Raw genomic sequence first — 26,759 nt, 5'->3', positions numbered from 1 at the left:
TTACTTCAACCCAAGCATGCGCTTGGCTGTGACTGCGACAGTTGGCTTTGCAGCTGACTCTGTCGATAAACGACGTGTTACTCGTGAAGATTTACGCTCGAGCAAGTGGCGCTTTCCTGCGCGCTCGTGCATAACCTTTCCAGAACCGGTGATGCGAAAAGTCTTCTTCGCACCGCTGTGTGTTTTCATCTTTGGCATGGTTATGCTCCCTTACTCCGTTGTCTCTGCAGCAGCTTCAGCTTTCGCCTTGCGTGCTGCCTTTGCTTCTGCAACTGCTTCTGTCTTCTTCTTAGTTGGACCAAGAACCATGGTCATGTTTCGTCCCTCTTGCTTTGGAGCAAATTCGACGAAACCAACTTCTGCAATATCTTCTGCAAGACGTTGCAACATCTTGTATCCCAACTCAGGTCGCGTTTGTTCGCGTCCGCGGAACTTCATGGTTACCTTGACCTTGTCGCCACCCTTAAGAAACTTTTCAACCTGAGAACGCTTTGTTTCGTAATCATGGTTTTCAATCTTGGGTGTTAGTCGCACTTCCTTCACCACAATGTGGGTCTGGTTTTGACGCGCTTCCCGTGCCTTCTGTGCAACTTCGTACTTGTACTTTCCGAAGTCCATGATCTTGCAAACGGGTGGATTAGCATCTGGTGCGATTTCGACTAGGTCGAGACCAACTTCATCTGCCATCTTGAGCGCTGTATCGATATCTACAACTCCCACTTGTTCGCCGGTATAACCGATCAAACGAATTTCGGGTGTGCGAATTCGATCGTTGATGCGCGGTTCAGTGGTGACTTTGAGCTCCTTCGGTTCGTTAACGCTTTGGTGTGACAGCGCTGCAAAAGAAAACCGCAAGGGCAAGAGAAATACTTCTCTTATCCGACAAACCAGCCCGCACTAGTGGCGATGAAGGTGGGAGCGGTAACTCCTCTTGCAGTGACTGTTACGCCACTGGTCTGGGGCAAAGATTACCCGCATAGGGGTAAAAAGGTGAAATCGAGCGTGAACGCCCGCTTAGCCACCCATGGCGTGGAAGCCGCCATCGACGTGAATGATTTCAGCGGTCGTCTTAGGGAACCAATCTGAGAGCAGTGCGACCGCAGCTTGAGCGGCTGGCACTGGATCATTTACATCCCACTTCATAGGTGAACGCTCATCCCATAGATGTTCGAAACGTTCAAAATCTGGAATCGACTTTGCAGCGATAGTGCGAATTGGACCCGCTGCTACCAAGTTAATGCGAATATTTTCCGCGCCCAAATCACGTGCAAGGTAACGAGAGGTTGCTTCAAGTGCTGCCTTAGCAACACCCATCCAGTCGTACTTTGGCCATGCGACTTGACCATCAAAATCCAAACCAACCACTGATCCCCCGCCGTTAAATAGTGGGCGAGCAGCCATCGTTAATGATTTCAAGGAAAATGCAGATACCTGAACCGCTGTTGAAACATCTTCCCACTGAGTGTTTAAGAAGTTTCCACCAAGTGCTGCTTCTGGAGCAAATCCAATTGAGTGAACAACGCCATCTAAACCTTCAGGAAAGTGTTCACGTACTCGTGATTCAAGTGATGCAAGATCTGCTTCGCTAGTTACATCAAGTTCAATTACTGGGCATGGCTTTGGAAGACGACCAGAAATTCGATTTGTTAAGGAAAGTCCACGGCCAAATCCAGAAAGGATGACCTCGCCGCCTTGTTCCTGTGCAAGTCGAGCAATGTGAAATGCAATTGAGGCATCGGTAAGTACTCCTGTTACAAGGATCTTTTTACCTTCGAGGATTCCCATTTAGTGTCCCATTCCTAATCCGCCATCAACTGGAATCAATGCTCCAGAGATGTAACTTGCTTGTGGTGATGCAATAAAGGTGACGACATCTGCAATCTCTTCAGCTGAACAGAAGCGACCAAGTGGAACTGATCCTGCGATCTCTGTTCGGCGTTTTTCATCAAGGGTTGCTGTCATATCTGTTTCAACAAATCCGGGTGCGATCACATTTGCTGTGATTCCGCGACTACCAAGTTCTCGCGCAAAGGAACGAGCCATTCCAACTAGACCTGATTTAGATGATGAGTAATTGACCTGGCCAGCTGAGCCAAGTGCGCCAACTACAGATCCGACAAAAATAAGACGTCCGCGCTTTAACTTCAGCAAACCCTTAGTTGCCCGGCGAGCAACTCGGAAGGCGCCCGTTAAGTTTGCATCAATAACTGATTCAAAATCCTCATCGCTCATTCGCATGACAAGGCCATCCTTTGTGATGCCCGCATTAGCAACGATGATTTCAGGAGATCCCCATTGTTCTTCAATTGAGGTAAATCCCGCATCAACACTTTCAGTACTGGTGACATCCATCTGAACCGCTTTGAATCCATCAGGTGCATTGCCGCTGCGGTAGGTCACAACGACATCATGGCCAGCAGCTTTGAGGGATTGAGCGATCGCTAAACCAATTCCGCGATTTCCACCTGTTACCAGGGCGATTGAACTCATGTTCAAAACCTACTGGCTACCTTTGAGTAAACAAAAGAAGCGAAGGTGCGCGCCGAGCACTACGCTTGCGTACATGGCCAAAGAAAAGAAGATTTTCGACATTACCAACGCTCCAAAGGCGTTGACACGTGATCAAGCTGGCCGCCAGAAGCGATACTTCATTTCGATGATGATCCGTACCGCGTGCTTCATCCTGACAGTTATTTTGCCCAGCCCATTCCGCTGGTTTGCTCTTCTAGGTGCGGTCACATTGCCGTACTTTGCTGTTGTGATCGCAAATGCAGGACGCGAAACCGTTACCCGCGGTGCTGATGTTGTAGAAGATAAGCCGCTTGAACTTAATTAATAATGTCTTCTGAAATTAAAGTAAAAGAGCCGTGGGCTTTCTTTAAGTCATTTTTAGCCTTACTTCTCATAATTCTGTGTGCGTGGGCTGCTCAGTGGCAGTATCACCGTGGGGTTGATCGACATGCACGCAACACAGTTATTGAAGAACGAATAGCAAAAACACCCCTAGCGTTAGCAAAGGTTGAAGGTGAACTTGCCGACTATGAATGGCAAACGATCACAGCAACAGGGCGCTTTGATTCAAACAAACAAATTCTTTTACGCAATAGATACAACGAAGGTAAATACGGGTACGAAGTCTTAACTCTTTTTACATCAGATGATTCCCGTAACTTTTGGGTTGATCGCGGTTGGGTGCAAGCAGGTGCAACCGCGACAACAGCACCTGTTGTTACTCCGGTACCCGATAATCAAGTAAGTATCACAGGACGTCTACGTTTAGATTCTTCCTTGCCGCGAGGTTCTTTCTTTGCCTTGCCGGGCAAGGGACAGGGCTTGGTATCTGAACTCAATGCGCAATCGCAGTTAAATACTGAAAAGTTTTACATAGATCTTTTGTCTGGGTCTGAGGCAGAATTAACACCTGCAGTTACTGCGCAGCTTCCGGAACTCAGCGATGGGCCACATATGGCTTACGCCTTGCAGTGGATCTTTTTTGGCGGCCTAGTTATCTACGGACGAATTTTAATTCGCCGCACCCGTTAAATCCTGACGGTTGTATAGCTCGGAGTACAAGCCACCCTTAGCTACAAGTTCATCGTGTGTTCCGCGCTCAACGATGGAACCCTTTTCAAGCACAAGAATCTGGTCAGCATCACGCACAGTGCTTAAGCGGTGAGCAATAACAATGCTAGTTCTTCCCTTAAGCGCAGTTTGCAAGGCGGCATGAACTAACTGTTCATTCTCTGAATCTAAGTGGGCTGTTGCCTCATCCAAAATAACTACCGCAGGTGATTTCAACAGTAAGCGCGCAATGGCCAGACGCTGTTTTTCTCCGCCTGAAAGTCTGTGTCCACGCTCTCCCACCATTGTGTCCAAACCATTCGGCAAGGATTCAATGAGATTCCAAATTTGCGCAGCCTCACAAGCGGCCTTCATTTCTTCAAGCGTTGCATCCTGCTTTGCATAGCGAAGATTTTCCGCAATTGATTCATGGAATAAATGTGCATCTTGCATAACTACACCGATTGAATCACGCAATGATTCGAGGGTTAGATCGCGAATGTCGTGACCATCGATTGTGATCGCACCTTCTGTTACATCATAAAGACGGGGCAACAGTGCGCTGATCGTTGTCTTACCAGCACCTGATGGACCAACAAGTGCGGTCATGGTGCCAGGTTCAGCGATAAATGAAAGGTTACGAAGCACCTGACCGCTTTGCACTGTTTCAGCCTTTGCTGCCGATTCAAGAGATGCCAAAGAAATTTCCTCAGCACGCGGATATGAAAAATCTACATTGTTAAATTCGATGCGGGGTTCTTTTGTTTTCAACTCGATTGCGTTCTCGCGGTTTTTGACCATTGGTTCAAGATCTAAGACTTCAAAGACGCGTTCAAAGGAAACAAGTGATGTCATGACATCGATACGCACATTTGATAACGCCGTTAATGGCCCATACAAACGAGCTAATAGAGCGGTAATTGCAAGAAGGGTTCCAACGGTTACTCCCCCGCTAATTGCTAAATGGCCACCGATTCCGTAGGCAAATGCAGTTGCAACAGCTGCCACGCTTGTAAGTGCAATAAAGAACAAGCGGTTGAGCATGGCCATCTTGATTCCGATATCAGCAACGCGACGTGCTCGACTTCTGAAGTACTCACGTTCGCGATCTGGTTCACCATACAGAGCAACCAACATTGCGCCTGAAACGTTGAAGCGCTCAGTCATAGTGCTCGACATCTCGGCGTTAACGTTAAATGACTCGCGAGTTAGCGCCTGCAATCTGCGGCCAACCCATTTAGTCGGGATTAAGAAAACCGGTAAAAGCAGCAGGGAAAAGATAGTGATCTGCCAGGACAAAATCAACATTGTTGCGCCTACTAAAACCAAACTGACCACATTGCTGACAACACCTGAAAGGGTTGCAGTAAAAGCTTGTTGTGCGCCAATGACATCTGAGTTAATTCTTGAGATTAAGGCACCTGTTTGAGTGCGGGTAAAGAATGCAATCGACTGCTTTTGTACATGCGCAAAAACTAAGGAACGCAGATCGTAAATGAGTCCTTCGCCGATACGTGAAGAAAAATAACGGCCCAGCATGTTGAAACCAGCATCGGCGATAGCAAGCAGGCCTACTAAGAGTGCAAGTCTGGTTACAACCGCACCATCCTTTGGAATTACACCATCATCGATAAGGCGCTTCAAAAGCAAAGGTGTTGCAACCACTAAAGCAGCATCGACAACAACTGTTGCTAAGAAAATGAAGATGTTGATGCGATATGGCTGCGCAAACTTAAAGATGCGCTTAACAGTCCCTGGCTTTAACTTCTGTTCCTTCACTGAAGGATCTGCTGTCATTGAGCGGTGGGTCATCCACGCTGCATGCATTGACATAATTAAACGGTGAAGCCTAGAGCGCGGAGCTGTTCTCTTCCATCATCAGTGATCTTGTCTGGACCCCAAGGCGGCATCCACACCCAGTTAATTTTTACATCAGTTGTCATGCCAGCTAGTGCGGCACGTGTCTGATCCTCGATTACATCTTGCAATGGGCAAGCAGCAGAGGTAAGTGTCATATTGAGAATTGCAATGTTTGCTTCATCAACCATGACATCGTAGATAAGTCCTAGGTCTACAACATTGATACCAAGTTCAGGATCAACCACATCCTTCATCGCCTCAGTTACATCATCAACGCTAGTTGCCATTGTTACTCTCCCCCTGTTGTGGTGTTAATTCTAACCGCTGCATCCTTGAACGCCATCCACCCTAGTAATGCGCATTTAATACGTGCTGGGAACTTAGAAACCCCAGCAAGCGCTACGGCATCCTCCAGAACATCTGGGTTACCTTCTTTAGTGCCCTTGCTCTGCATAAGTTCGGTGAACTCATTAAGAATTGCATCAGCTTCGGCAAAGCTCTTGTTAACCAACAAATCACTTGCAATTGAAACACTCGCCTGAGAAATCGAGCAACCAACTCCATCCCAGGTAATTGCTGAAATCTTTCCATTAGTTGCAGTTACATTGAGAGTGATCTCATCGCCGCAGCTTGGATTTACATGGTGGACCTGAGCGCCATAATTTTCTGACAAACCCTTATTTAAGGGATGTTTGTAGTGATCCAGGATCACCTCTTGATAAAGGCTATCTAGTTCCATTATGCAAAGTATTTCTGTGCGCCAAGGATTGCATCAAATAATGCATCGCAATCTGATTCATCGTTGTATAGATATAGAGAAGCTCGAGTTGTAGCAGGTACGCCGAGTTTGCGTGTCAACGGCCAAGCACAATGATGTCCAGTACGCACTGCAACACCTTGGCTATCGAGGAACTGACCTAAATCATGTGGATGAATATCGCCAACGGTGAAGGAAACTGAACCACCGCGTGACTGTGTATTTGTTGGTCCTACTACCTTCAGATCAGGAACAGCTAATAACTTGTTCAGCAAATATCCCGTCAATTCAATTTCATGATCATGAATCGCTTGCATACCAATACCTGTTAGGTAATCAATCGCGGCACCAAGCCCAACGGCTTGAGCCATGTTGGGAACGCCTGCTTCAAATTTACGAGGCGCAGGTGCCCACGTTGCAGTTGTCATCGTTACAGTTTCAATCATCGATCCGCCATAAAGAAATGGTGGCAGCTCGTTGAGCAATGAACTCCATAGAACGCCTACACCGGTTGGACCTACGGCTTTGTGGCCAGAGAAAGCTAAGAAATCTACGCCTAGCATTTTTACATCTACTGGCATATGTGGAACTGATTGACAGGCATCAAGTACAACAACTGCACCGACTTCATGTGCACGAGCAACAATTGCCTCTAGTGGATTAATTGTTCCCAAAACATTTGATTGATGAGTGAGCGCAACAACCTTTGTATCTTCAGTAATGACAGAGTTGATATTGGATAGATCTAAACGACCTTCTGGCGTTACCTCAAACCATGAAAGTTGAGCTCCAGTTCGAGCCGCTAACTGTTGCCATGGAATTAAATTGGCGTGATGTTCCATCTCGGATACGACGATGCGATCTTTAGATGTCAGTGCAAAGCGAGTCCCTGGTTCAGCATTACCCATTGCGTACGCAACTAAGTTAAGTGATTCAGTTGCGCTCTTTGTAAACACTATTTGATCTTCATGAGCACCAATAAAGTTGGCTACCTTTAAACGAGCTCCTTCGAAGGCATCTGTTGCTTCTTCTGCAAGTTGATGAGCGCCACGATGCACCGCTGCGTTGTGAAACTTGTAGAAATCACTCTCGGCATCAATGACTGACAGTGGCTTCTGACTAGTTGCACCGCTATCTAAGTAAACAAGTTTTTTACCGTCGCGAATAGTACGTTCAAAGATTGGGAAATCTTGACGTACCTTCGCAACGTTAAAGGACATAAGTTCTTACTTGCTCACATAATCTGCGTAACCATTTGCTTCAAGCTTCTCAGCTAGCTCTGGTCCACCTTGTTCAACAACGCGACCATTTGCAAATACATGCACAAAGTCAGGTTGGATGTAACGAAGGATGCGTGTGTAGTGGGTAATAAGTAGCACGCCGAGGTTGTTTGCAGCCTTCGCACGAACAACACCTTCAGAAACAATGCGCAGCGCATCCACATCAAGACCTGAATCAGTCTCGTCGAGGATTGCCATCTTTGGCTTCAATAGTTCAAGCTGCATGATTTCGTGGCGCTTCTTTTCTCCACCAGAAAAACCTTCATTGACGTTACGAGTAGCAAAAGATGGATCCATGTTGAGTGCTTCCATGGCTTCCTTAACTTCGCCAACCCATGTGCGAAGCTTTGGAGCCTCTCCACGTAGTGCTGTCGCTGCTGTGCGCAGGAAGTTTGAAACTGATACTCCTGGAACCTCTACTGGGTACTGCATCGCTAAGAACAAGCCAGCTTTTGCGCGTTCATCAACTGTCATCTCCAAAACATCTGCACCATCAAGAGTTACAGAGCCACCAGTGATTGTGTACTTAGGGTGTCCTGCGATTGAGTAAGCAAGAGTTGATTTACCTGAACCGTTAGGCCCCATGATTGCGTGAGTTTCACCTGAGTTGATTGTTAGATCTACGCCCTTAAGGATGTCGACCGTTCCGTTATCTGTATCTACTGATACCTGCAGGTTGCGGATTTCTAGTGTGCTCATTGTTTTCTCTCTTCTCTCGTTACTAAATCTCTACCGTGACGGCGTTTCCGTCGATTGATACCGCATATGTTTCAAGTGGAATATTTGCTGGAAGGGTTAAGGCCTCCCCTGTGCGTAGATCAAACTCAGCTCCATGAAGCCAGCATTCAATCTTGAAACCAGTGACATCTCCTTCAGACAATGACGCATCTGAGTGAGTGCAGGTATCTGCAATGGCAAAAACCTCTTGGCCTACACGTGCGACGCAGATCGTTTTGCCGGCTTTTTCAATCTTTACCGGCTTTCCTTCAACAATTTGATCAAATGCAAGATCAGCCATTGTGAGCCGCCTTTTCAAGTTCTGCATCGATGCGATCCATGATTCGGTTTTGAACCTCTTCATTACCGATCTCGGAAACGATTTCATTAAAGAAACCACGAACTACCAAGCGACGTGCATCAGCCATATCGATACCGCGTGACATTAAGTAGAACAACTGCTCATCATCAAATCGGCCAGTAGTACTTGCATGGCCTGCGCCAACAATTTCGCCAGTTTCGATTTCAAGGTTTGGAACAGAATCTGCACGAGCACCATCGCTGAGCAAGAGATTGCGATTGAGCTCGTAAGTATCGGTTCCTTCAGCCGCTGCGCGAATAAGAACATCACCAATCCAAACAGTGTGTGCATCCTTGCCCGCTAGTGCGCCCTTGTAATTCACATTTGACTTTGCATTTGGTACAGCATGATCAACATGCATGCGATGCTCAAAGAACTGACCCGCGGTTGCAAAGTACACACCAAGAAGATCTACTGATCCACCAGGTGCTGTGAACTCAACTGTTGGAAGAATTCGAACTACATCTCCTCCAACCGTGACAGTCACTGACTTAAATGTTGCATCCTTATCAACCACTGCATGGTGACGAGCGGTGTAGACAGATTGAGATTCAAACTCTTGCAAGGTTACAAACTTTAAGTTTGAACCCGGCGCTAAGTTGATCTCTAGGTCTTCTGCAAGAACGGTATCTGTTGTATTTTCAACAATTACCGTTGCAACTGCGTGCGTTCCTAGAGTGATGCGGACGCGTGAAAACTCTGCTGTGTCTAAAGCTCCTGCAGAACGTCCCAAGAAGATTGGCTCTGAAACTTCAGTATTTGCAGCGATCGCTAGATGTGCAACAGATGTTGCCGCTCCTCTGATGCGCTCGATGATTACATCATCAGATGCAGCAAGAGGTTCTAGATTTTCACGGGTAAAGCTCACGCCCGTAGGGAGTGTGCCCTTTGAAATAAGTGATTGGCGATCAGATTGAACCGCCACACCATCATGTAATCCGCGAAGGCGCTTGAGCGGTGTAAAGCGCCAGGCCTCTTCACGACCAGTTGGTGTTAAGTAATTAGTAGTTAAAACTGACATTAACCGACAGCACCTTCCATCTGAAGTTCAATAAGACGATTGAGCTCAAGTGCGTATTCCATTGGAAGTTCACGAGCGATTGGCTCGATAAATCCACGGACGATCATCGCCATAGCTTCATCTTCATTAAGGCCGCGAGACATCAGGTAGAACAACTGATCATCGCTTACCTTTGAAACTGTTGCTTCGTGACCCATAGAGACATCATCTTCACGGATATCTACATATGGATATGTGTCAGAACGAGAAATTGTGTCAACCAACAAAGCATCACACTTAACTGTGCTTGCAGAGTGGTGTGCACCTTCTTGAACCTGAACCAGACCGCGGTATGAGGTACGTCCTCCGCCACGTGCAACTGATTTAGAAATAACAGATGATGATGTGTAAGGAGCTGCGTGAACCATCTTCGCTCCAGAATCCTGATGCTGACCTTCTCCCGCAAATGCAAGTGACAAGGTCTCGCCCTTTGCATGTGGTCCCATCAAGAAAATTGCTGGGTACTTCATGGTTACCTTTGAACCGATGTTTCCATCAACCCATTCCATGGTTGCACCTTCAGCACATGTTGCACGCTTTGTAACCAAGTTGTACACATTGTTAGACCAGTTTTGAATTGTGGTGTAACGAACGCGTGCACCCTTCTTTACAATAATTTCTACAACTGCTGAGTGAAGTGAATCTGACTTGTAAATAGGTGCAGTACATCCTTCAACGTAGTGAATGTATGAATCCTCATCAGCAATAATCAATGTACGTTCAAACTGACCCATGTTTTCAGTGTTAATACGGAAATACGCCTGCAAAGGAATATCAACGTGAACACCCTTTGGTACATAGATAAATGAACCACCAGACCATACAGCTGTGTTGAGCGCTGCGAACTTGTTATCTCCAACAGGAATAACTGTTCCGAAGTACTCCTTGAATAGTTCAGGGTGCTGCTTCAGCGCGCTATCTGTATCAAGGAAAATTACACCTTGTGCTTCTAGGTCTTCGCGAATTGAGTGGTACACAACCTCTGACTCGTACTGTGCTGCAACACCTGAAACTAAGCGCTGCTTCTCAGCCTCTGGAATACCTAAACGATCGTAGGTGTTCTTAATTTCATCAGGAAGGTCATCCCATGTTGTCGCTTGCTTTTCTGTTGAGCGAACGAAGTACTTGATTGTGTCAAAGAAAATTCCTGAAAGATCTGATCCCCAGTTAGGCATTGGCTTCTTATCAAACAAAGACAAGCCTTTTAGGCGAAGGTCTAGCATCCACTGTGGTTCAGATTTCTTTGATGAGATGTCGCGAACAACATCCTCATTGAGACCACGCTTAGCGTTATCGCCAATCGTGCTTTTATCTGACCAACCGTATTCGTAGTTGCCTAGTCCATCGAGCTCTGGATGTGCTGTAGTCATGCACGGACCTTTCCATTGTTTGTTTGCGCCTGAGGTATAAATGTCGTACAAACACCATCACCATGAGCGATGGTTGCTAAACGTTGAACATGTGTTCCCAGAAGTTTTGATAACGCTTCTGTTTCTGCTTCACATAGTTGGGGAAATTCAGCTGCAACGTGTGCAATTGGACAGTGATGCTGGCACAGTTCTGCGCCCATTGGCTTTTCATGAGCGCTTGCCGCATACCCTTGATCGGTTAAGAAGGCTGCGAGCGCATCAACTTTGTGCGAGCGCTTTGCAATTGCAACTGCAGCCTTTCTTTCGATGTCATCTGCGCGTGATTGAGCAAAGGCATTAACCAGATGCTCGCCAGATTGTGCTGACATAAATTTAAGAGCGGCAACCGCTAAGTCATCGTATGAATGCTCAAACTTTTCGCGACCCTGATCTGACATAACAAAAACTTTGGATGGTCGACCGCGACCGCGAATTGAGGATGCGCGAGGATCGCGTGCTTCAAGAACGCCATCATTAACCAGAAGATCTAGGTGGCGACGGATTCCTGCAGGGGTAAGGCCTAAACGCTCCCCCAGGACAGCTGCTGTTGATGGACCATTTTCGAGAATGGAGCGGGCAACCAGATCCCTCGTGCGGGCATCATCGCCAGCTGGGTTGGCTCCTGTCATTTTCACAACAGTATTGTGTCGTAATTCGACACGTTCAGCCACTCGGGAGCCACCCGCCTGTCGGGGTCATAGGCTTAGGCCATGTCCCGAACCGTGCGCCTAGCTACTCGGGTCTTGGCCCCCGCATCCGGTTTACTACTCTTTCTACAGGCCGCCTTGGTAGTAACAGGCGGGGCGGTTCGCTTAACGGGATCTGGGCTTGGTTGCCCTACCTGGCCTGAATGCACACCCGGTTCGTACACCCCTGTTCCCCATCAAGCAGAGGGTCAGCTTCACGCATGGATCGAGTTCGGAAACAGATTGCTGACCTTTGTTTTGGTCTTTGCAGCAATCGCGGTCTTAATTGCAGTCTTACGTGCCGGTCGAAAAGATTTACGATTACTTGCAGCCGGACAGTTCTTTGGAATCTTTGGCCAAGGAGTCTTGGGTGGAATCACCGTACTGACTGATTTGAATCCAATCCCTGTAGCGGGACATTTGTTGCTTTCAATAATTCTGATCGCCGGAGCAACATCACTTCATTCACGTAGACATTCACCTGCCACCTTTGTAAAGGCACCATCACTTACATCGAAGATTTCAATTACTCATATTGTTACCTCTTTTATTGTCATCGTGCTTGGAACATTGGTGACGGGATCTGGACCACATGCTGGAGATCTTCAAGCTAAGAGATTTGGTTTTGATATTCGAACCGTGGCGTGGATTCATGCTGACGCGGTTATTTTCCTGCTTGGGATCACCGTTGCTTTTTACGTTGCACAAGGTACGAGTGAGCGAACAAAGAGAGTGCTAAAAGTTTTTGCAGTAGTTGCTTTGGCACAAGGCGGAGTTGGTTACATTCAATACTTCACAGGTATTCCAGAAATTTTAGTTGCAGCCCATTTATTGGGAGCTACATTGGTTTGGATCGCATCGTGGCGCATCCGACTGTCAGTCATCACACGGAATGGATAAAGAATGAGCACACTCACCGGATGGACAGAGCTAGATGATCGCGCGATCGCATATGCGCGTGCGTTGGCAGCCGATGCAGTTCAAAAGGTAGGAAATGGTCACCCCGGAACTGCGATGTCTCTTGCACCTGTTGCATACTCGCTTTTCCAGCGCCATTTAGTGCATGATCCATCAGATCCACAGTGGTTAGGTCGCGATCGCTTTATTCTTTCTTGTGGTCACTCATCCTTAACTTTGTACATTCAACTTTTCTTAAGTGGCTATGGCTTAGAAATGAAAGATCTTGAGAGCTTTAGAACATGGGGCTCTTTAACACCAGGACACCCTGAATATGGACATACTGCAGGTGTAGAAATGACTACAGGTCCACTTGGACAGGGCGTATCCACCGCGGTTGGTATGGCTATGGCTGCTCGTTATGAGCGTGGATTACTAGATCCTGATGCGCCAGCAAATACATCTTTATTTGATCACTCAATTTGGGTTATTTGTTCAGATGGTGATTTACAAGAAGGCGTTAGCGCCGAAGCGCATTCACTTGCCGGAACTCAAGAACTTGGCAACCTGAACATTATTTATGATGACAATCGTATTTCAATTGAAGGCGATACACATAACGCATTTACTGAAGATGTATCTGCTCGTTACCGTGCCTATGGCTGGCATGTAATTGAAGTTGCTGCTGCAAAAGATGGCAGCGTAGATCTAGTGGCACTTGATGCAGCGATGACGGCCGCGAAGAAAGAAACCGCTAAGCCAACTTTAATTCGCATGAAATCAGTTATTGCCTGGCCTGCACCTAAGGCGCAAGGAACCGCAGCTTCACACGGATCTGCACTTGGTGAGGATGAAATCAAAGCAACAAAGGTTGCATTAGGACTAAATCCAGATGAGAACTTTGCAATGCCAGCAGAAGTTTTGGCGCATGCTCGCGCCGTTAAAGATCGTGGCGCCCAGGCCCATCAACTATGGAATGAAAAGTTTGCCGCTTGGAAAACTGCACATAGTGAAAAGGCTGCGTTGTTAGAAAGACTTCGCACGCGTAGTTTGCCAGCAGGATGGGACTCAGATATTCCAGTTTTTGCACCAGGTAAAGATGTTGCAACTCGCGCAGCATCTGGTGATGTTATTAATGCGATCGCAGCTGTCTTGCCAGAGTTCTGGGGAGGTTCAGCGGATTTAGCTGGATCAAATAACACCAGCATTAAGGGCGGCGGTTCATTCTTGCCAGCATCCTCTGCAATTGCTGGTGCGCATCCTTATGGACGAATCATTCACTTCGGAATTCGCGAACATGCAATGGGTTCAATTCTCAATGGAATTACCTTGCATGGATTAACCCGTTCTTTCGGTGGAACATTTGCGGTCTTCAGCGATTACATGCGTCCTGCTGTACGTCTTGCCGCGCTTATGAATATTGGATCAACCTTTGTGTGGACCCATGATTCAATTGGTGTTGGCGAAGATGGTCCTACACATCAACCTATTGAACATTTTGCAGCACTTCGTGCGATCCCTGGTTTAGATGTTGTGCGCCCGGGAGATGCCAATGAGGTTGCAGAGGCTTGGAAGAAAATCATTACCCGTGGTCGGGCAACGGGAATTTTGCTCTCACGCCAAAACCTTCCGGTATTTGATCGCACCGTATGTGAACCAGCATCAGGAACTGCAAAGGGTGCATACATCTTGAAGGATGCAGAAAATCCAAAGGCGATCTTGATCGCTACTGGCTCAGAAGTTTCCTTAGCAATGGATGCTCAGTCAGCTCTTGCTGCCGAAGGAATCAATGTACGAGTAGTAAGTGCTCCATGTCTTGAATGGTTTGCAGAGCAAGATCAGGCGTACAAGGATTCAGTCCTCTCCCCTGGTGTTGTAAAGGTAAGCATTGAAGTAGGAATCGCACAGGGATGGCGTGAGTTAATTGGCGATTCAGGAGTTGCTATCTCGCTCGAACATTACGGTGCTTCTGCTGATGCAAAGCGTTTATTCAAGGAGTTTGGATTCTCTGTTGAAAACGTTGTCGCCCAAGTAAAGAAGGCAATTTAATGAGAGCTCAGCAAGTATTAGATGCCGGAACATCGATCTGGCTTGATGATTTGTCGCGAGCAAAGATTTCAGGCGCTGATTCACATTCGCTGCCATCGCGAATTGCAACAAGTGGCGTTGTAGGTGTTACGACTAATCCAAGTATTTTTAGCGCTGCGATTAGTGGAGCCGCCGAATACAGCGCAGATATTGCTCAGATGAAGGGTGCAAGCGTTGATGATGTTGTTAAGAAATTAACGACAGATGATGTTCGCCAAGCATGTGATCTATTTACTCAGATTTATACAAGCAGCAAAGGCGTTGATGGTCGCGTCAGCATCGAAGTGGACCCTCGCTTAGCTCATGACGCCGAAGGCACTATCACCGCGGGTAAAGAGTTATGGAAGATCATTGATCGTCCCAATGTCATGATCAAAGTCCCGGCAACAATTGAAGGTTTGCCAGCGATTACAGAATTAATTGCAGCTGGAATCAGCGTCAATGTCACCCTTATCTTTTCGGTAAAGCGTTACGGGCAGGTTATTGATGCATACATGCAGGGAATCGACCGCAGCGAAAATCCTTCATCGGTTCATTCAGTTGCCTCATTTTTCATCAGCCGTATTGATTCATCTGTTGACGCATTACTCAAGGCAAATGGAACAGCTGATGCGACCGCCTTGCTTGGAAAGGCTGCAATTGCAAACGCTCACCTTGCTTACCAATTATTTGAAGAGAAGTTTTCTTCAGCTAAGTGGTTAGAACTAGAAGCAAAAGGTGCCAATAAGCAGCGTCCATTGTGGGCATCTACCGGCGTAAAGGATCCTGCTTATCCTGATACTCAATATGTAATCGAATTAATCGCCCCTGACACTGTTAACACCATGCCTCAATCAACCCTTGATGCATTAATCGATCATGGCGATGTTCGAGGAAACACCATCAGCGGTAAGTATCCAGAAGCTGTTGAGGTACTAAAAGGATTGTCCGCACTTGGGATTTCACTGGATCAGATCACAACTGATTTAGAGGTTGATGGAGTGAAGAAGTTTGCACAGGCATGGGATGAACTACTAGAGAATGTAAAGGCTGCACAACAATCATGATTTCACTTAAAGGTAATGCGCTAATAAAGATTGATCGAACGTCCGCTGAGTACAAAGCACTACAGGTATTCCATGACCGTTTGAAGACAAAGGATTCAACTATCTGGGGCCCTGAAGCTCAAGCAGAGGCTGCGATCCGTCTGAATTGGATCGATCTTCCAGAAAGCTCACGTGAACTACTCCCTCAGTTTGATGCCCTTGCTGCAAAGCACCGCGATAAGGAGCATGTGATTTTGTGTGGAATGGGCGGGTCATCACTTGGACCCGAAGTTATTGCACAAACATTTTCGAAAAAACTCTTTGTCTTGGATTCAACCGATCCAGATTATGTAGCCCATGCTTTGAAATTTAATTTATCCAAGAGCGTTGTAGTTGTTAGCTCTAAATCAGGTTCAACAATTGAGACCGCTTCGCAGCGCGCATTATTTGAAGGCGCGTTCAAGGATGCTGGCCTTAACCCGATCGACCACATGGTCTTTGTTACAGATCCAGGATCACCATTAGATAAGCAGGTTCGCGAAGGCGGATTCACAGTTGTTAACGCAGATCCCAATGTTGGTGGTCGTTTTAGTGTGCTGAGCCCATTTGGTTTAGTCCCAGCAGCGTTAATTGGCGTGGATGTCTCGGTTTTACTTGATAACGCAAGTGATGCGAAGAAAGGGTTCTTTGCTGATTCACAACAGATGTGCGATATCGCGTACTTACTGACATATGCAGCTGGTCAATATGTTGCGTACACAGATGAAGCATCGGGCATGCCGGGCTTAAGTGATTGGATCGAACAGTTAGTTGCAGAATCAACTGGAAAGAATCAGGTTGGTCGTCTGCCGGTTGTTGCTGAAACTTCGCACAATGGTCGTGAAGGTCAAGCATTTACCGTCGCCTTCGCAGGTTCTGCTGATCTAGTGGTTGAAGCAGATCTAGCCTCACAATTTATTGTGTGGGAATGGGTTACAGCGCTCATTGGCGCTGCTCTTGCAATTGATCCCTTCAATCAACCAAATGTGACAGAAGCAAAGGAACAAACATCTGCACTTCTGAATGAGTGGAAGGGCGTACTGCCAACATTTACTGGAGATGCCAAAGATGGCGTTTTAGAAATCTTCGGTGCTGGTAAAAACGCTACAGATGCCTTAACTCAATTAATCGCAATGATTCCTGAAGATGGCTACATAGCGGTGATGGCGTACCTAGATCGCAAGGATGATGTTGCGGTTGCAGAGTTGCGAGCAATTCTGGCTGACAAATCTGGTCGCCCAGTTACCTTTGGTTGGGGTCCACGTTTCTTGCACTCAACAGGTCAATTCCATAAGGGTGGACAACAAAACGGAGTCTTCTTACAGATCACTGGCGATGTAAAGAATGACATTGCAATTCCGGGACAAAGCTATGGCTTTAAGACCTTGGTTGCTGCCCAAGCACTAGGTGATGGAAAGGCGCTGGCATCAAGAAAATACCCTCTCCTTCGATTCAATCTTACGAATCGTGCAGTGGGTATCTCTGAATTACTGGATGCTGCTAAGTCTTTGTAAAAGTTACTCTTCGTCTTCTCCGCGAAGTTTACGAAGTGCTTCTTCAAGTAGCTTTTCACCTTCAGCATCTGTGCGACGCTCTTTTACATAAGCAAGGTGGGTCTTGTACGGCACATTTACTTCTGGGCTAGGCGGATTGTTGCGATCGCGACCTGCTGGATAACCACACTTTGGGCAATCCCATTCAGCTGGAATAACAACTGTTTCTTCAACAGCAAATGATGGACGAACCTCATGGCCATTTGCACACCAGTATGAAACATATGCACGAGCGATCGAATCGCCGCGCTCTGCCTCACCCATTGGTCCGGCGCCAACACGGCTTCCGCGAATTGCACTTGCCATTATTTACTCCCAGTTAAATGCTTGATTAAAAAAGAAAAGAGTTACTTAAGCAACAAAGATAAAGCCACAACAAATGCGAACCACAAGCCGCCAACGACGATTGTGATGCGATCAAGGTTGCGTTCTACAACAGATGAACCGCCATAGTTTGATGAGATACCGCCACCGAATAGATCGGATAGGCCGCTTCCCTTACCTTTGTGAAGAAGTACCAAAAGGATCATGAGAACGCTGGTGATGATCAGCGCGATTGAGAGAGCTAGTTTCACTTTTCTTAAACTCCTAGTTCGTAGAGGGTAAGGATACCCGCCCCATGGGGGTAATGCTTACTCTGTCACCGCGTGGAACTTGGCGATCTTGGCCAATTCCTCAGGATCTAGGCTCGCGCCACCGATCAGGGCGCCATCAACATCTGGCTTCTTCATGATTTCGACGATGTTTGAAGACTTCACCGAACCGCCGTACAGGATGCGCATATTTGATGCGATCTCTGGAGATCCAATGTTTTCGATCTCTTCACGGATTGAAGCACATACCTCTTGAGCATCCTCAGGTGTTGCAGTCTTTCCAGTTCCGATCGCCCACACTGGCTCGTAAGCAATAACAATCTTCTTGAGCTCTGGCTTTGTGAAACCTTCAAGGCCTGCACGCACCTGGCGAATTACATGGCTTACATGTGTTCCCGCTTCGCGAATCGCTAACTCTTCGCCTACGCAAAAGATTGGAGTTAATTCATTAGCAAGGGCAGCCTTGATCTTGCGATTAATGAGCGCATCAGATTCATTGTGAATTGCACGGCGCTCTGAGTGGCCGATAACAACATAGGTGCAACCAAGCTTTGCAAGCATTGAGCCAGAGATATCTCCGGTGAATGCACCGCTAACTTCTGGTGAAAGATCCTGCGCTCCATATTGAAGGCGCAGGCGATCTCCATCAACCAAGGTTTGAATTGAACGAATATCAGTGAAAGGAGGAATTACCGCAACATCAACTGCGTCGTAATCCTTGTCATCTAGTCCGTAAACCAACTTCTGAGCAACTGCAATCGCCTCAAGGTGATTGAGGTTCATCTTCCAGTTTCCTGCCATTAATGGCTTACGCATTATGTGCTCCCCTAACTAGCTCTGGCTAGATTAACTTCGTTTAGATTAATTCAAGCGCTTGAAGGCCAGGTAGTTCCTTGCCCTCAAGGTATTCAAGTGATGCTCCTCCGCCAGTTGAGATATATCCAAACTGTGAATCAGCAAAACCAAGTGCACGTACAGCTGCCGCAGAGTCTCCTCCACCAACAACTGAAATTCCTGAAACTTCAGTAAGTGCTTGAGCAACAACCTTTGTACCAGCCGCAAAGTTAGGGAATTCAAATACTCCCATTGGGCCGTTCCAAAATACTGTCTTGCACTTAGCGATCTCTGATGCAAAGGCTGCTGCAGAGACAGGTCCGATATCCAGACCCATCTGATCTGCAGGAATTGCATCGGCTGAAACCAAGGTTGGTGTTGCATCGGCTGCAAATGCAGGTGCAACAACAATGTCAGTTGGAAGAAGCAGCTTTACGCCATTCTTTTCAGCTGTAGCGATTAATCCCTTAACAACATCAAGCATCTCTGCTTCAACAAGTGAGGTTCCAATTTCTTTACCTTGGGCCTTAAGGAATGTGAACACCATTCCCCCGCCAATAGCTAGAACATCTACCTTGCCCAGCAAGTTTTCGATCACGCCAAGCTTGTCTGAAACCTTTGCTCCACCAAGTACAACACCGTATGGGCGTTCTGGGTTTTGAGTCAGTTTCTTAAGAACTTCAACCTCTGCTGCAACTAACTTTCCTGCTGCATGAGGAAGCAACTTTGGTAGATCAAAAACAGATGCATGCTTGCGGTGAACCGCACCAAAGCCATCACCAACATAAACATCAGCAAGCTTTGCTAGATCTGCAGCAAATGCTGCGCGCTCTGACTCTTCCTTGCTTGTCTCTGCTGCGCTGAAACGAATATTTTCAAGAAGAAGAATTTCGCCAGCCTTGAGTGATTCAGCTGCGGTTGTTACCGCAGCACCTGTTACCTCGCCTGTGAACTTCACTTCGCGGCCAAGCAGTTCAGCTAAACGCTTTGCTACTGGTGCAAGTGAAAGTTCAGGCTTTGCCTCACCCTTTGGGCGACCAAGGTGTGCAGCAATTACAAGTGATGCGCCCTTTTCAAGAAGAGTTTGAATAGTAGGAAGCGAGGCTTTAATACGTCCGTCATCCTTAATGACTCCCTCTTTCAAAGGAACATTAAGATCGCAACGAAGAAAGACTCGCTTTCCTGCTACATCAATTGTTGAAAGATCTGGCATTACAGAGATTTGCCAACGTAATCGATCAAGTCAACGAGACGGTTTGAGTAACCCCATTCGTTGTCATACCAACCAACGATCTTGACCTGGTTACCAATTACCTTGGTAAGACCTGCGTCGAAGATACATGATGATGGATCGGTCACGATGTCTGAAGAAACGATTGGATCTTCAGTGTATGAAAGGAATCCCTTAAGTGGACCATTTGCAGCAGCCTTCATCGCTGCGTTGATCTCAGCAGCTGTTGCTTCCTTTGCTAGTTCAACAGTCAGATCTGTTGCAGATCCTGTTGGAACTGGAACGCGCATTGCGTAACCATCTAGCTTGCCCTTGAGCTCTGGAAGAACCAACGAGATCGCCTTTGCAGCACCTGTTGATGTTGGGATCATGTTTGTTGCAGCTGCGCGAGCGCGGCGTAGATCCTTGTGTGGGAAGTCAAGAATTACCTGGTCATTTGTGTAGGCGTGAATTGTTGTCATCAAGCCCTTAACGATTCCCCAGTTGTCCTGAAGTACCTTTGCCATTGGTGCAAGGCAGTTTGTTGTACATGAAGCGTTTGAAATGATGTTGTGCTTTGAACCGTCGTACTGAGTGTGGTTTACACCCATAACGATTGTGATGTCCTCATCAGTTGCTGGAGCAGAGATAATTACCTTCTTCGCTCCTGCTGTGATGTGCTTCTGAGCATCTGCAGCCTTTGTGAAGATACCTGTTGACTCAACAACTACATCTGCCTTAACAGATGCCCAAGGTAGGTTAGCTGGATCGCGCTCTGAGAAAACCTTAATTGTCTTTCCGCCAACAGTGATTGAATCATCTGTGTAGGTAACTTCTAGACCTAGGCGACCCAAGATTGAATCGTACTTCAATAGGTGAGCAAGAGTCTCATTAGGAGTTAGGTCGTTAATTCCGACGATGTTGATATTTGGGTTAGTTAGTGAGGCACGGAAGAAGTTACGACCGATACGTCCAAAACCATTGATTCCGACATTAATCACGAAAGTGTCCTTGCTACTAGTGGGGCACATGAAAAAGCCCAGCTGTTGGTGGTTCGTAAAACTGCCACAACGCTGGGGTCTTATTGCCAACCTTATCAGTGGGAATGGGCGTACGTCTGCGTCTACTGATGGGTTAGTTCAGTAAATCTGGTGATAATCCGCTCTCAGTATCGGGAATTCCGAGCTCTGCAGCGCGCTTATCGGCCATAGCCAGCAAGCGACGAATACGACCTGCGATCGCATCCTTTGTCATAGGAGGTGTCGCTAATGAGCCGAGCTCTTCGAGAGAGGCCTGCCCATGGTTGATGCGCAACTCCCCTGCCTCTTTCAGATGGTCAGGAATTGTTGGCCCAAGGATCTCCATTGCGCGCTGAACACGGGCGGCTGCTGCAACTGCCGCACGTGCAGAACGACGAAGGTTTGCATCATCAAAGTTTGCAAGGCGGTTAGCTGTAGCGCGGACTTCGCGGCGCATGCGTCGCTCTTCCCAAGCAAGGACAGATTCATGTGCTCCAAGGCGAGTAAGCAAAACACCGATCGCATCACCATCGCGAATAACAACGCGATCTACTCCACGAACTTCGCGAGCCTTTGCAACAATTCCTAAACGACGAGCGGCACCAACAAGTGCCAATGCTGCCTCTGGTCCTGGACAGGTAATTTCAAGTGAGGATGAACGTCCTGGTTCAGTTAATGAACCATGCGCAATAAACGCTCCACGCCATGCAGCTTCTGAGTCACAGATTGCAGCTGATACAACTTGTGGTGGAAGTCCGCGCACTGGTCGACCATTTGCATCTACTAAACCTGTTTGGCGAGCAAGTGCATCACCTTCATTAATGACACGAACTACATACCGTGAACCTTTTCGCAAACCACTTGATGACAAGACGGCAAGATCTGAATCATGTCCATAAATATCTGCAATATCTTTTCGCAAACGGCGAGCACTCTGCGAGGTATCAAGTTCTACCTCAATAACAATCTTGCCTGCTGCGATATGAAGGCCGCCAGCAAAGCGAAGAAGAGAAGAGACTTCAGCCTTACGACAGCATGGTTTGGTGATGGAAAGACGAGTGAGCTCGTCCTTAACTGATGCTGTCATTGCCATGGGGTTATCCAACCAGTTACTTGCGCAAAATGTGGCCCAAATGGAGGGCTAATTTTTCCGCATCATGATGAATACTGCCGGGGGCTTTGCGAATATCTGCGATAACAATCTCTGAACCTAAGGTTGATGCTGTTGCGCGTAAAGCAGCCTCATCGCGAACCACTGATTGGTCTACAAGGCAGTAATCAACGGTTAAACCAGGGGCGTAACGATGGAAAAACTCTAAATGCTGCTCTGGGGTAGATCCTGCAAACTCTTCGCCCTGAGAACGACTTGATGCATCGAGATTCAAAATCAAAATCTTTTTAGCCTTCGAACTCTTCAACGCCTCCAATTGAGCAGGTACTAAAAGGTGTGGGATCACACTTGAAAACCAGGATCCTGGTCCCATCGTGATCCATTCAGCGGCAGATATCGCAGCTAACGCTTCAGGACGAGCCTCTGGGTCCTCTGGAATTATCCGTAGAGATTCAATATGTCCCTTTGCCGTTGCAACCTCTTTTTGTCCGCGTACAACGATTCGCCCGGTAGATGTTGTAAATGTTCCTTCAATATCTAATGCAACAGCTGCCATTGGCAAGACGCGACCAATAACTTTTAATAAATCTCCGACTCGATCTAAGGCAACAACGGGATCATCTCCAGCGTTCCACATAGATGCAAGAAGTAAATTTCCCATTGCATGGCCATTGAGTTCGCCATTGCTAACAAAACGATGTTGCATTATTTGAGCCCAGGTACGACCCCATTCGTCATCTGCGCACAGTGCGGCAAGTGCCATTCGCAGATCACCAGGTGGGAATATAGGAAACTCTTCGCGCAATCGACCAGATGATCCGCCATTATCTGCAACGGTTACGATCGCGGTGATTTCTTGCGTAACTTGGCGCAATGCTGTCAGTGTTGCAGCCAAACCATGGCCGCCACCTAAAGCAACAACTTTAGACAAAGTTATTCCCGACCTACATCACGGTGCGTTGGATGAGCCGAGACGTCGGTACCAATTGCATTCAACTGCTTTGCAATCTCTTCTGTGATGGCAACGCTTCGATGCTTTCCACCGGTACATCCAACTGCGATGGTTACATACTTCTTGCCTTCGCGCATATACCCATCCATCATTGAATTCACTAAACGAACATATCCGTGCACAAAATCCTTGACGCCTTCGCTGCCCAAAACTTTCTCACTTACCTGTGGGGTTAATCCAGTCAGTGGGCGAAGTTCTGGAATCCAATGAGGGTTAGGAATGAAGCGACAATCCAAAACTAAATCTGAATCAACAGGGATTCCATATTTGTAGCCAAAGGATAAAACATTAACTCGGATACCTTGCAACATACCTGAGCCAAAGATTTCGCCGATACGCTTTTCAAGTTGGTGCACATTGAGATTAGAGGTATCGATCGCAACATCAGATTGTGACCGGACAACTTCAAGCTTTGCTCGTTCACGTTCGATGCCATCGACAATTCGATCCTTGCCTTGCAATGGGTGAGGTCGTCGTGTGGATTCAAATCGCTGCACTAACGCCTGGTCTGTTGCATCTAGAAAAACTAATCGATAAGCAGATTTACTCTCTTTGAGTTCTGCAAGTGCATGAGTGAGTTCATCAAAGAACTCTCCCCCGCGAACATCTACAACTACCGCTAACTCTTTACCCTGAGGGCCAGTGCCTTTACTGACTAGCGCCGGTAACAACGCTGGTGGCAGGTTATCGACTACATACCAACCAAGATCTTCCAATGCGTGCGCAACTGTTGAACGTCCTGCGCCAGACATCCCGGTAAGGATCAAGGTCTCTTGAGTCATGGCTCTATTGTGTTACATCTGTCAAGAATGCGGAAACACGCTCCATGCTCTTTTCGAGATATGAAGGGAGCATCTCTTTATGCTCAGCATTTTTGGTCTCGAAGAGGTAGTTCAACAGCAATAACCTTCTTTGAAGTAATAAGGATTTCATCGCATTATCGGAGTACACCGGCAATGGTCGCACACTCGTATAGCCAGCAAGCAAAGCCGCTTCTTGCTCAGGGGTATCGAGGTAATACAGCGCAACCGCTAAATCCTGTGCCTCTACTCCAAAACCGCAATCATCGAAATCAAAGATTGAAAGCTGGCCGTCGTTCCACATCAAGTTCCACCCGTGATAATCGGCGTGAATAATGTGAACTGGAGATTCGGCGTACAACTGCTTCGTGTACTTCATGATCAGATCATGGGCTTTTTCAATCGCATCACGTTGTTCTGGGAGCAGAGATGATTTTTCTGAAAATAGGTAATCCTCTGTTCCCCAAAAGAAATCATTAAAGGTTGGCAGCTCCGCTTTTTCACTCAGCACGAATTCACCAGAGTTCAGATGCATCAGCGCGATGGAGCTTCCGACCAGATGCAGCTGCTCAAGTGTTGGTTCATCGCCCAGTTCTTCACCTTCAAGCCAGCTGTACATCACGCCGTAAATAGTTAGTCCAGAATCTTGATGTATTCCACTAACTACAAATTGATCATCTAGAGTCGCAATTGGTGCCGGCACCTTGATTCCTTGAACTCGCGCCAGGTGTCGCACCCACTGAACTTCGGCAACAATATTGGATTCAACTCGCGTGGAATTGATGTTGAGTCTAAGGGCGTAACGCTGAGCTGATTCGGTTGTGATGGCAAAGGTTGCATTAAATTCAAAGTTGATGCACTCAACCTCTGCATTGTTGATTCCGTACTTCTTTAAAACCTCGTGTGCAAATTTCGCTAGTGAATGTGTTTGCACTTCCACCGGTGTATCAAAGAAATTTTCTGTCATCATCAACCTTCTAGAATCTCGCCGGTTTCTACATTTACTTTTTGCGTGGTAATCGCAGATAAATGCTCTTCAATGATTGAAGCAATTTTAGAACCTATTCCAGGAGTTGCCGCGATATCTTCAACCTTTGCTTTACGAATGGCTGCAACCGATCCAAATCGATCTAACAATGCGGCTCTGCGCGCGGAACCTAGTTGGGGAATGTCATCCAAAATCGACTCAAGCATCACCTTTGAGCGACGAGATCTATGGAATGAGATAGCAAAACGGTGAGCCTCATCGCGTATTCGCTGAAGCAGGTAAAGACCTTCGCTGTTTCTTGGCAAGATCAACGGATCGCTTGATCCTGCTATCCAAACCTCTTCTAATCTCTTTGCTAGTCCACACAACGCAATATCGGTGATACCTAGTTCATTGAGCGCTCGTGCTGCGGCATTAACTTGAGGTGCGCCTCCATCAACAACAATTAACTGTGGTGGATAAGCGAACTTGCTTGGCTTGCCTCCAAGTTCGGCAACCTCTGCTTCATTTTCCTGACGATCATCAATTAAACGCTTAAGCCTGCGAGTAATAACCTGATGCATCGCGCGAGTGTCATCAAAACCTTCATCAGTATTGATAATGAATCTGCGGTATTCGCTCTTTTTAGCCATGCCATCTTCAAAAACAACCATGGAGGCAACAACACTAGTTCCAGAAATATTTGAAATATCAAAACACTCGATTCGAAGCGGTGTGCGACCTAGGTCTAACAACTCTTCTATTTCAGTTAAGGCTTTACCTGAAACTGCCGCATCTGTTGCACGCTTACTTAAGTATTGAATAAGTGAGTACTGGGCATTTCGCTTCACGGTATCTAAGAGCTCGACCTTTTCACCGCGTTGCGGAACTTTAATTTCGACCTTTGAACCACCAATTGTGGCCAACCATTGTTCAAGTTGTTCCTTGTCCTGAGGTTCGGCATTGATATAGATATTTCGCGGGACGGAGATCGCTCCTGCTCCATAGATAGAATAGAGAAGAGATGTAAGTACATCTTGACCCTCAAGAACCATTTCTTGATCAACGATCCATGAACGTGATCCCTTTACCGAACCGCGCTGCATGGAAAAGATCGAGCCTGCAGCATGGAAGCCATCTTGATAGATCGAAATAAAGTCACCATCTAGATCATCTGAAAAATTACCTTGGGTAGATTTTTGAGCCTTTTCAAATGATTCGATTTGGTCACGAAGCCGCGCGGCTCTTTCAAACTCTTCATTGTTCGCTGCGTTCTGCATCTCTTCATGCAACTTTGGAAGGATATTTTCCATTCCTGATTCCATAAAATCATTGAGCTTTACCGCTAACTCATGATGATCTTCTTTAGAAATCCAGCCCACACATGGTGCTGCGCACTTGCCGATATCCCCCAAAAGACATTGACGCTTGCTCTTCTGTGCACGTGTGAAGTTTGAGGATGAACATGAACGCACTGGGAATACCTTTAGTAGTACTTCAAAGGTGTTACGTAACGCCCATGCATTTGTATATGGACCAAAGTACTTAAGTCCAGGACGCTTATCTTTGCGAGTAATGAAGATCATTGGGTACTCATCATTTAATGACAATGCTAAATAGGGGTAAGACTTGTCATCCTTAAACTGAACGTTGTACTTGGGTTGATACTGCTTGATCCAACTGAACTCCAGCGCCAACGCCTCAAGTTCAGTGCTGACAATGGTCCAATCAACCCGAACCGCTTCATGCACCATGCGATATGTCTTAGTCGCAAGATTTGCCTGAAAGTAATTGCTTAAACGATTCTTAAGATTCTTCGCCTTACCGACATAAATAACCTTGTCCTGCTTATTGTAAAAACGATAAACCCCGGGGTGCTCAGGAATATTGCTTGGCCGATAACTTTGAGGATCTGCCATG

Annotated in this window: 29 protein-coding genes; 6 read left to right on the top strand and 23 right to left on the bottom strand. The window is 46.8% G+C overall.

Annotation, left to right across the window (positions count from 1 at the left end; translation table 11 throughout):
- The 4 genes from rpmI to fabG all read right to left on the bottom strand — a co-directional run bounded on the left by rpmI (position 1) and on the right by fabG (position 2,490).
- Entirely contained in the window at positions 1-198 is a 198-nt protein-coding gene (rpmI, locus tag AC8GFU_RS03325; RefSeq protein ID WP_029018543.1) for a 50S ribosomal protein L35, read from the bottom strand.
- Positions 199-210: 12 nt separating this feature from the next.
- The gene (gene infC / locus AC8GFU_RS03320; RefSeq protein ID WP_506627089.1) at positions 211-855 is read right to left on the bottom strand and encodes a translation initiation factor IF-3; all 645 of its coding nucleotides are present in this window, start codon (positions 853-855) and stop codon (positions 211-213) included.
- Between the two features lie 159 nt (positions 856-1,014).
- Positions 1,015-1,785, bottom strand: coding sequence for an enoyl-ACP reductase FabI (fabI, locus tag AC8GFU_RS03315; RefSeq protein ID WP_506627088.1), 771 nt, complete (start codon positions 1,783-1,785; stop codon positions 1,015-1,017).
- The gene (gene fabG / locus AC8GFU_RS03310; protein WP_506627087.1) at positions 1,786-2,490 is read right to left on the bottom strand and encodes a 3-oxoacyl-ACP reductase FabG; all 705 of its coding nucleotides are present in this window, start codon (positions 2,488-2,490) and stop codon (positions 1,786-1,788) included.
- A 73-nt stretch (positions 2,491-2,563) separates the two neighbouring features.
- Here fabG and AC8GFU_RS03305 point away from each other — a divergent pair, with 73 nt between their 5' ends.
- The gene (locus AC8GFU_RS03305; RefSeq protein ID WP_506627086.1) at positions 2,564-2,836 is read left to right on the top strand and encodes a DUF3099 domain-containing protein; all 273 of its coding nucleotides are present in this window, start codon (positions 2,564-2,566) and stop codon (positions 2,834-2,836) included.
- Between the two features lie 2 nt (positions 2,837-2,838).
- Positions 2,839-3,543 (top strand): SURF1 family protein, encoded by a 705-nt coding sequence (locus AC8GFU_RS03300; RefSeq protein ID WP_506627085.1) that lies wholly within the window; start codon positions 2,839-2,841, stop codon positions 3,541-3,543.
- On the opposite strand, the gene AC8GFU_RS03295 is transcribed toward AC8GFU_RS03300, so the two are convergent.
- Genes AC8GFU_RS03295 through AC8GFU_RS03255 form a run of 9 tightly spaced genes read right to left on the bottom strand, consistent with a single transcriptional unit; the run spans position 3,523 to position 11,634 of the window.
- Positions 3,523-5,394, bottom strand: coding sequence for an ABC transporter ATP-binding protein (locus AC8GFU_RS03295; RefSeq protein WP_506627084.1), 1,872 nt, complete (start codon positions 5,392-5,394; stop codon positions 3,523-3,525). The genes AC8GFU_RS03300 and AC8GFU_RS03295 overlap by 21 nt on opposite strands.
- A gap of 2 nt (positions 5,395-5,396) precedes the next feature.
- Positions 5,397-5,708: a metal-sulfur cluster assembly factor gene (locus AC8GFU_RS03290; protein ID WP_506627083.1), complete on the bottom strand. Its 312-nt coding sequence runs from the start codon at positions 5,706-5,708 to the stop codon at positions 5,397-5,399.
- Between the two features lie 2 nt (positions 5,709-5,710).
- Complete coding sequence (gene sufU, locus AC8GFU_RS03285; protein ID WP_506627082.1) at positions 5,711-6,160, bottom strand: Fe-S cluster assembly sulfur transfer protein SufU; 450 nt, start codon at positions 6,158-6,160, stop codon at positions 5,711-5,713.
- Positions 6,160-7,398 (bottom strand): cysteine desulfurase, encoded by a 1,239-nt coding sequence (locus tag AC8GFU_RS03280; protein ID WP_506627081.1) that lies wholly within the window; start codon positions 7,396-7,398, stop codon positions 6,160-6,162. Before AC8GFU_RS03280 ends, sufU begins: the two co-directional genes overlap by 1 nt.
- Positions 7,399-7,404: 6 nt before the next feature.
- A complete protein-coding gene (gene sufC / locus AC8GFU_RS03275) occupies positions 7,405-8,157 on the bottom strand; it encodes a Fe-S cluster assembly ATPase SufC (protein ID WP_506627080.1) in 753 nt (250 codons plus the stop codon).
- Positions 8,158-8,179: 22 nt separating this feature from the next.
- Complete coding sequence (locus AC8GFU_RS03270) at positions 8,180-8,476, bottom strand: non-heme iron oxygenase ferredoxin subunit (RefSeq protein WP_506627079.1); 297 nt, start codon at positions 8,474-8,476, stop codon at positions 8,180-8,182.
- Entirely contained in the window at positions 8,469-9,557 is a 1,089-nt protein-coding gene (sufD, locus tag AC8GFU_RS03265) for a Fe-S cluster assembly protein SufD (RefSeq protein WP_506627078.1), read from the bottom strand. The genes AC8GFU_RS03270 and sufD overlap by 8 nt, the downstream gene beginning before the upstream one ends.
- On the bottom strand, positions 9,557-10,966 hold the full coding sequence (sufB, locus tag AC8GFU_RS03260) for a Fe-S cluster assembly protein SufB (RefSeq protein WP_506627077.1): 1,410 nt from the start codon (positions 10,964-10,966) through the stop codon (positions 9,557-9,559). The genes sufD and sufB overlap by 1 nt, the downstream gene beginning before the upstream one ends.
- Complete coding sequence (locus AC8GFU_RS03255) at positions 10,963-11,634, bottom strand: helix-turn-helix transcriptional regulator (RefSeq protein ID WP_506627076.1); 672 nt, start codon at positions 11,632-11,634, stop codon at positions 10,963-10,965. Before AC8GFU_RS03255 ends, sufB begins: the two co-directional genes overlap by 4 nt.
- A gap of 81 nt (positions 11,635-11,715) precedes the next feature.
- Between AC8GFU_RS03255 and AC8GFU_RS03250 the strand changes: the two genes are divergently transcribed.
- Genes AC8GFU_RS03250 through AC8GFU_RS03235 form a run of 4 tightly spaced genes read left to right on the top strand, consistent with a single transcriptional unit; the run spans position 11,716 to position 17,254 of the window.
- Complete coding sequence (locus AC8GFU_RS03250) at positions 11,716-12,591, top strand: COX15/CtaA family protein (RefSeq protein WP_506627075.1); 876 nt, start codon at positions 11,716-11,718, stop codon at positions 12,589-12,591.
- A 3-nt stretch (positions 12,592-12,594) separates the two neighbouring features.
- Entirely contained in the window at positions 12,595-14,637 is a 2,043-nt protein-coding gene (gene tkt / locus AC8GFU_RS03245) for a transketolase (protein WP_506627074.1), read from the top strand.
- Positions 14,637-15,722, top strand: coding sequence for a transaldolase (gene tal, locus AC8GFU_RS03240; RefSeq protein WP_506627073.1), 1,086 nt, complete (start codon positions 14,637-14,639; stop codon positions 15,720-15,722). Before tkt ends, tal begins: the two co-directional genes overlap by 1 nt.
- Entirely contained in the window at positions 15,719-17,254 is a 1,536-nt protein-coding gene (locus AC8GFU_RS03235; protein WP_506627072.1) for a phosphoglucose isomerase-related protein, read from the top strand. The genes tal and AC8GFU_RS03235 overlap by 4 nt, the downstream gene beginning before the upstream one ends.
- 3 nt (positions 17,255-17,257) lie before the next feature.
- Here the strand turns inward: AC8GFU_RS03235 and AC8GFU_RS03230 are convergent, their stop codons facing one another.
- The 10 genes from AC8GFU_RS03230 to uvrC all read right to left on the bottom strand — a co-directional run bounded on the left by AC8GFU_RS03230 (position 17,258) and on the right by uvrC (position 26,758).
- On the bottom strand, positions 17,258-17,599 hold the full coding sequence (locus AC8GFU_RS03230; protein ID WP_506627071.1) for an RNA polymerase-binding protein RbpA: 342 nt from the start codon (positions 17,597-17,599) through the stop codon (positions 17,258-17,260).
- Between the two features lie 41 nt (positions 17,600-17,640).
- Positions 17,641-17,868, bottom strand: coding sequence for a preprotein translocase subunit SecG (secG, locus tag AC8GFU_RS03225; protein WP_506627070.1), 228 nt, complete (start codon positions 17,866-17,868; stop codon positions 17,641-17,643).
- Between the two features lie 57 nt (positions 17,869-17,925).
- Entirely contained in the window at positions 17,926-18,702 is a 777-nt protein-coding gene (gene tpiA, locus AC8GFU_RS03220; RefSeq protein ID WP_506627069.1) for a triose-phosphate isomerase, read from the bottom strand.
- A 40-nt stretch (positions 18,703-18,742) separates the two neighbouring features.
- Positions 18,743-19,933, bottom strand: a complete 1,191-nt coding sequence (locus AC8GFU_RS03215; RefSeq protein WP_506627068.1) for a phosphoglycerate kinase — start codon at positions 19,931-19,933, stop codon at positions 18,743-18,745.
- Positions 19,933-20,961 (bottom strand): type I glyceraldehyde-3-phosphate dehydrogenase, encoded by a 1,029-nt coding sequence (gene gap / locus AC8GFU_RS03210; protein ID WP_506627067.1) that lies wholly within the window; start codon positions 20,959-20,961, stop codon positions 19,933-19,935. The genes AC8GFU_RS03215 and gap overlap by 1 nt, the downstream gene beginning before the upstream one ends.
- Before the next feature lie 103 nt (positions 20,962-21,064).
- Positions 21,065-22,042, bottom strand: coding sequence for a DNA-binding protein WhiA (gene whiA, locus AC8GFU_RS03205; protein ID WP_506627066.1), 978 nt, complete (start codon positions 22,040-22,042; stop codon positions 21,065-21,067).
- A gap of 16 nt (positions 22,043-22,058) precedes the next feature.
- Positions 22,059-22,991 (bottom strand): gluconeogenesis factor YvcK family protein, encoded by a 933-nt coding sequence (locus AC8GFU_RS03200; protein ID WP_506627065.1) that lies wholly within the window; start codon positions 22,989-22,991, stop codon positions 22,059-22,061.
- 2 nt (positions 22,992-22,993) lie between these two features.
- On the bottom strand, positions 22,994-23,854 hold the full coding sequence (gene rapZ / locus AC8GFU_RS03195) for an RNase adapter RapZ (protein ID WP_506627064.1): 861 nt from the start codon (positions 23,852-23,854) through the stop codon (positions 22,994-22,996).
- Between the two features lie 4 nt (positions 23,855-23,858).
- Complete coding sequence (locus AC8GFU_RS03190; protein WP_506627063.1) at positions 23,859-24,839, bottom strand: phosphotransferase enzyme family protein; 981 nt, start codon at positions 24,837-24,839, stop codon at positions 23,859-23,861.
- 2 nt (positions 24,840-24,841) lie between these two features.
- Positions 24,842-26,758, bottom strand: coding sequence for an excinuclease ABC subunit UvrC (uvrC, locus tag AC8GFU_RS03185; protein WP_506627062.1), 1,917 nt, complete (start codon positions 26,756-26,758; stop codon positions 24,842-24,844).
- Position 26,759 lies beyond the last annotated feature (1 nt).

The organism is Planktophila warneckei (SeqCode) (assembly GCF_965234675.1).
GTDB classification, from domain to species: domain Bacteria; phylum Actinomycetota; class Actinomycetes; order Nanopelagicales; family Nanopelagicaceae; genus Planktophila; species Planktophila warneckei.
Note: the sequence above shows the minus strand (reverse complement) of the source record. Positions and strands in the feature narration are given on the sequence as shown.

What these genes read in the sequence shown, in the direction of transcription:
- rapZ (WP_506627064.1), bottom strand. Translation starts at nt 23,854, where the DNA reads ATGACTCAAGAGACCTTGATCCTTACCGGGATGTCTGGCGCAGGACGT.
- AC8GFU_RS03255 (WP_506627076.1), bottom strand. Translation starts at nt 11,634, where the DNA reads ATGACAGGAGCCAACCCAGCTGGCGATGATGCCCGCACGAGGGATCTG.
- sufD (WP_506627078.1), bottom strand. Translation starts at nt 9,557, where the DNA reads ATGTCAGTTTTAACTACTAATTACTTAACACCAACTGGTCGTGAAGAG.
- AC8GFU_RS03305 (WP_506627086.1), top strand. Translation starts at nt 2,564, where the DNA reads ATGGCCAAAGAAAAGAAGATTTTCGACATTACCAACGCTCCAAAGGCG.
- sufC (WP_506627080.1), bottom strand. Translation starts at nt 8,157, where the DNA reads ATGAGCACACTAGAAATCCGCAACCTGCAGGTATCAGTAGATACAGAT.
- fabG (WP_506627087.1), bottom strand. Translation starts at nt 2,490, where the DNA reads ATGAGTTCAATCGCCCTGGTAACAGGTGGAAATCGCGGAATTGGTTTA.
- AC8GFU_RS03295 (WP_506627084.1), bottom strand. Translation starts at nt 5,394, where the DNA reads ATGTCAATGCATGCAGCGTGGATGACCCACCGCTCAATGACAGCAGAT.
- tpiA (WP_506627069.1), bottom strand. Translation starts at nt 18,702, where the DNA reads ATGCGTAAGCCATTAATGGCAGGAAACTGGAAGATGAACCTCAATCAC.
- AC8GFU_RS03290 (WP_506627083.1), bottom strand. Translation starts at nt 5,708, where the DNA reads ATGGCAACTAGCGTTGATGATGTAACTGAGGCGATGAAGGATGTGGTT.
- uvrC (WP_506627062.1), bottom strand. Translation starts at nt 26,758, where the DNA reads ATGGCAGATCCTCAAAGTTATCGGCCAAGCAATATTCCTGAGCACCCC.
- sufB (WP_506627077.1), bottom strand. Translation starts at nt 10,966, where the DNA reads ATGACTACAGCACATCCAGAGCTCGATGGACTAGGCAACTACGAATAC.
- AC8GFU_RS03280 (WP_506627081.1), bottom strand. Translation starts at nt 7,398, where the DNA reads ATGTCCTTTAACGTTGCGAAGGTACGTCAAGATTTCCCAATCTTTGAA.
- AC8GFU_RS03300 (WP_506627085.1), top strand. Translation starts at nt 2,839, where the DNA reads ATGTCTTCTGAAATTAAAGTAAAAGAGCCGTGGGCTTTCTTTAAGTCA.
- whiA (WP_506627066.1), bottom strand. Translation starts at nt 22,042, where the DNA reads ATGGCAATGACAGCATCAGTTAAGGACGAGCTCACTCGTCTTTCCATC.
- sufU (WP_506627082.1), bottom strand. Translation starts at nt 6,160, where the DNA reads ATGGAACTAGATAGCCTTTATCAAGAGGTGATCCTGGATCACTACAAA.
- AC8GFU_RS03235 (WP_506627072.1), top strand. Translation starts at nt 15,719, where the DNA reads ATGATTTCACTTAAAGGTAATGCGCTAATAAAGATTGATCGAACGTCC.
- AC8GFU_RS03250 (WP_506627075.1), top strand. Translation starts at nt 11,716, where the DNA reads ATGTCCCGAACCGTGCGCCTAGCTACTCGGGTCTTGGCCCCCGCATCC.
- AC8GFU_RS03230 (WP_506627071.1), bottom strand. Translation starts at nt 17,599, where the DNA reads ATGGCAAGTGCAATTCGCGGAAGCCGTGTTGGCGCCGGACCAATGGGT.
- fabI (WP_506627088.1), bottom strand. Translation starts at nt 1,785, where the DNA reads ATGGGAATCCTCGAAGGTAAAAAGATCCTTGTAACAGGAGTACTTACC.
- tkt (WP_506627074.1), top strand. Translation starts at nt 12,595, where the DNA reads ATGAGCACACTCACCGGATGGACAGAGCTAGATGATCGCGCGATCGCA.
- tal (WP_506627073.1), top strand. Translation starts at nt 14,637, where the DNA reads ATGAGAGCTCAGCAAGTATTAGATGCCGGAACATCGATCTGGCTTGAT.
- gap (WP_506627067.1), bottom strand. Translation starts at nt 20,961, where the DNA reads ATGTGCCCCACTAGTAGCAAGGACACTTTCGTGATTAATGTCGGAATC.
- AC8GFU_RS03190 (WP_506627063.1), bottom strand. Translation starts at nt 24,839, where the DNA reads ATGACAGAAAATTTCTTTGATACACCGGTGGAAGTGCAAACACATTCA.
- AC8GFU_RS03215 (WP_506627068.1), bottom strand. Translation starts at nt 19,933, where the DNA reads ATGCCAGATCTTTCAACAATTGATGTAGCAGGAAAGCGAGTCTTTCTT.
- rpmI (WP_029018543.1), bottom strand. Translation starts at nt 198, where the DNA reads ATGCCAAAGATGAAAACACACAGCGGTGCGAAGAAGACTTTTCGCATC.
- AC8GFU_RS03270 (WP_506627079.1), bottom strand. Translation starts at nt 8,476, where the DNA reads ATGGCTGATCTTGCATTTGATCAAATTGTTGAAGGAAAGCCGGTAAAG.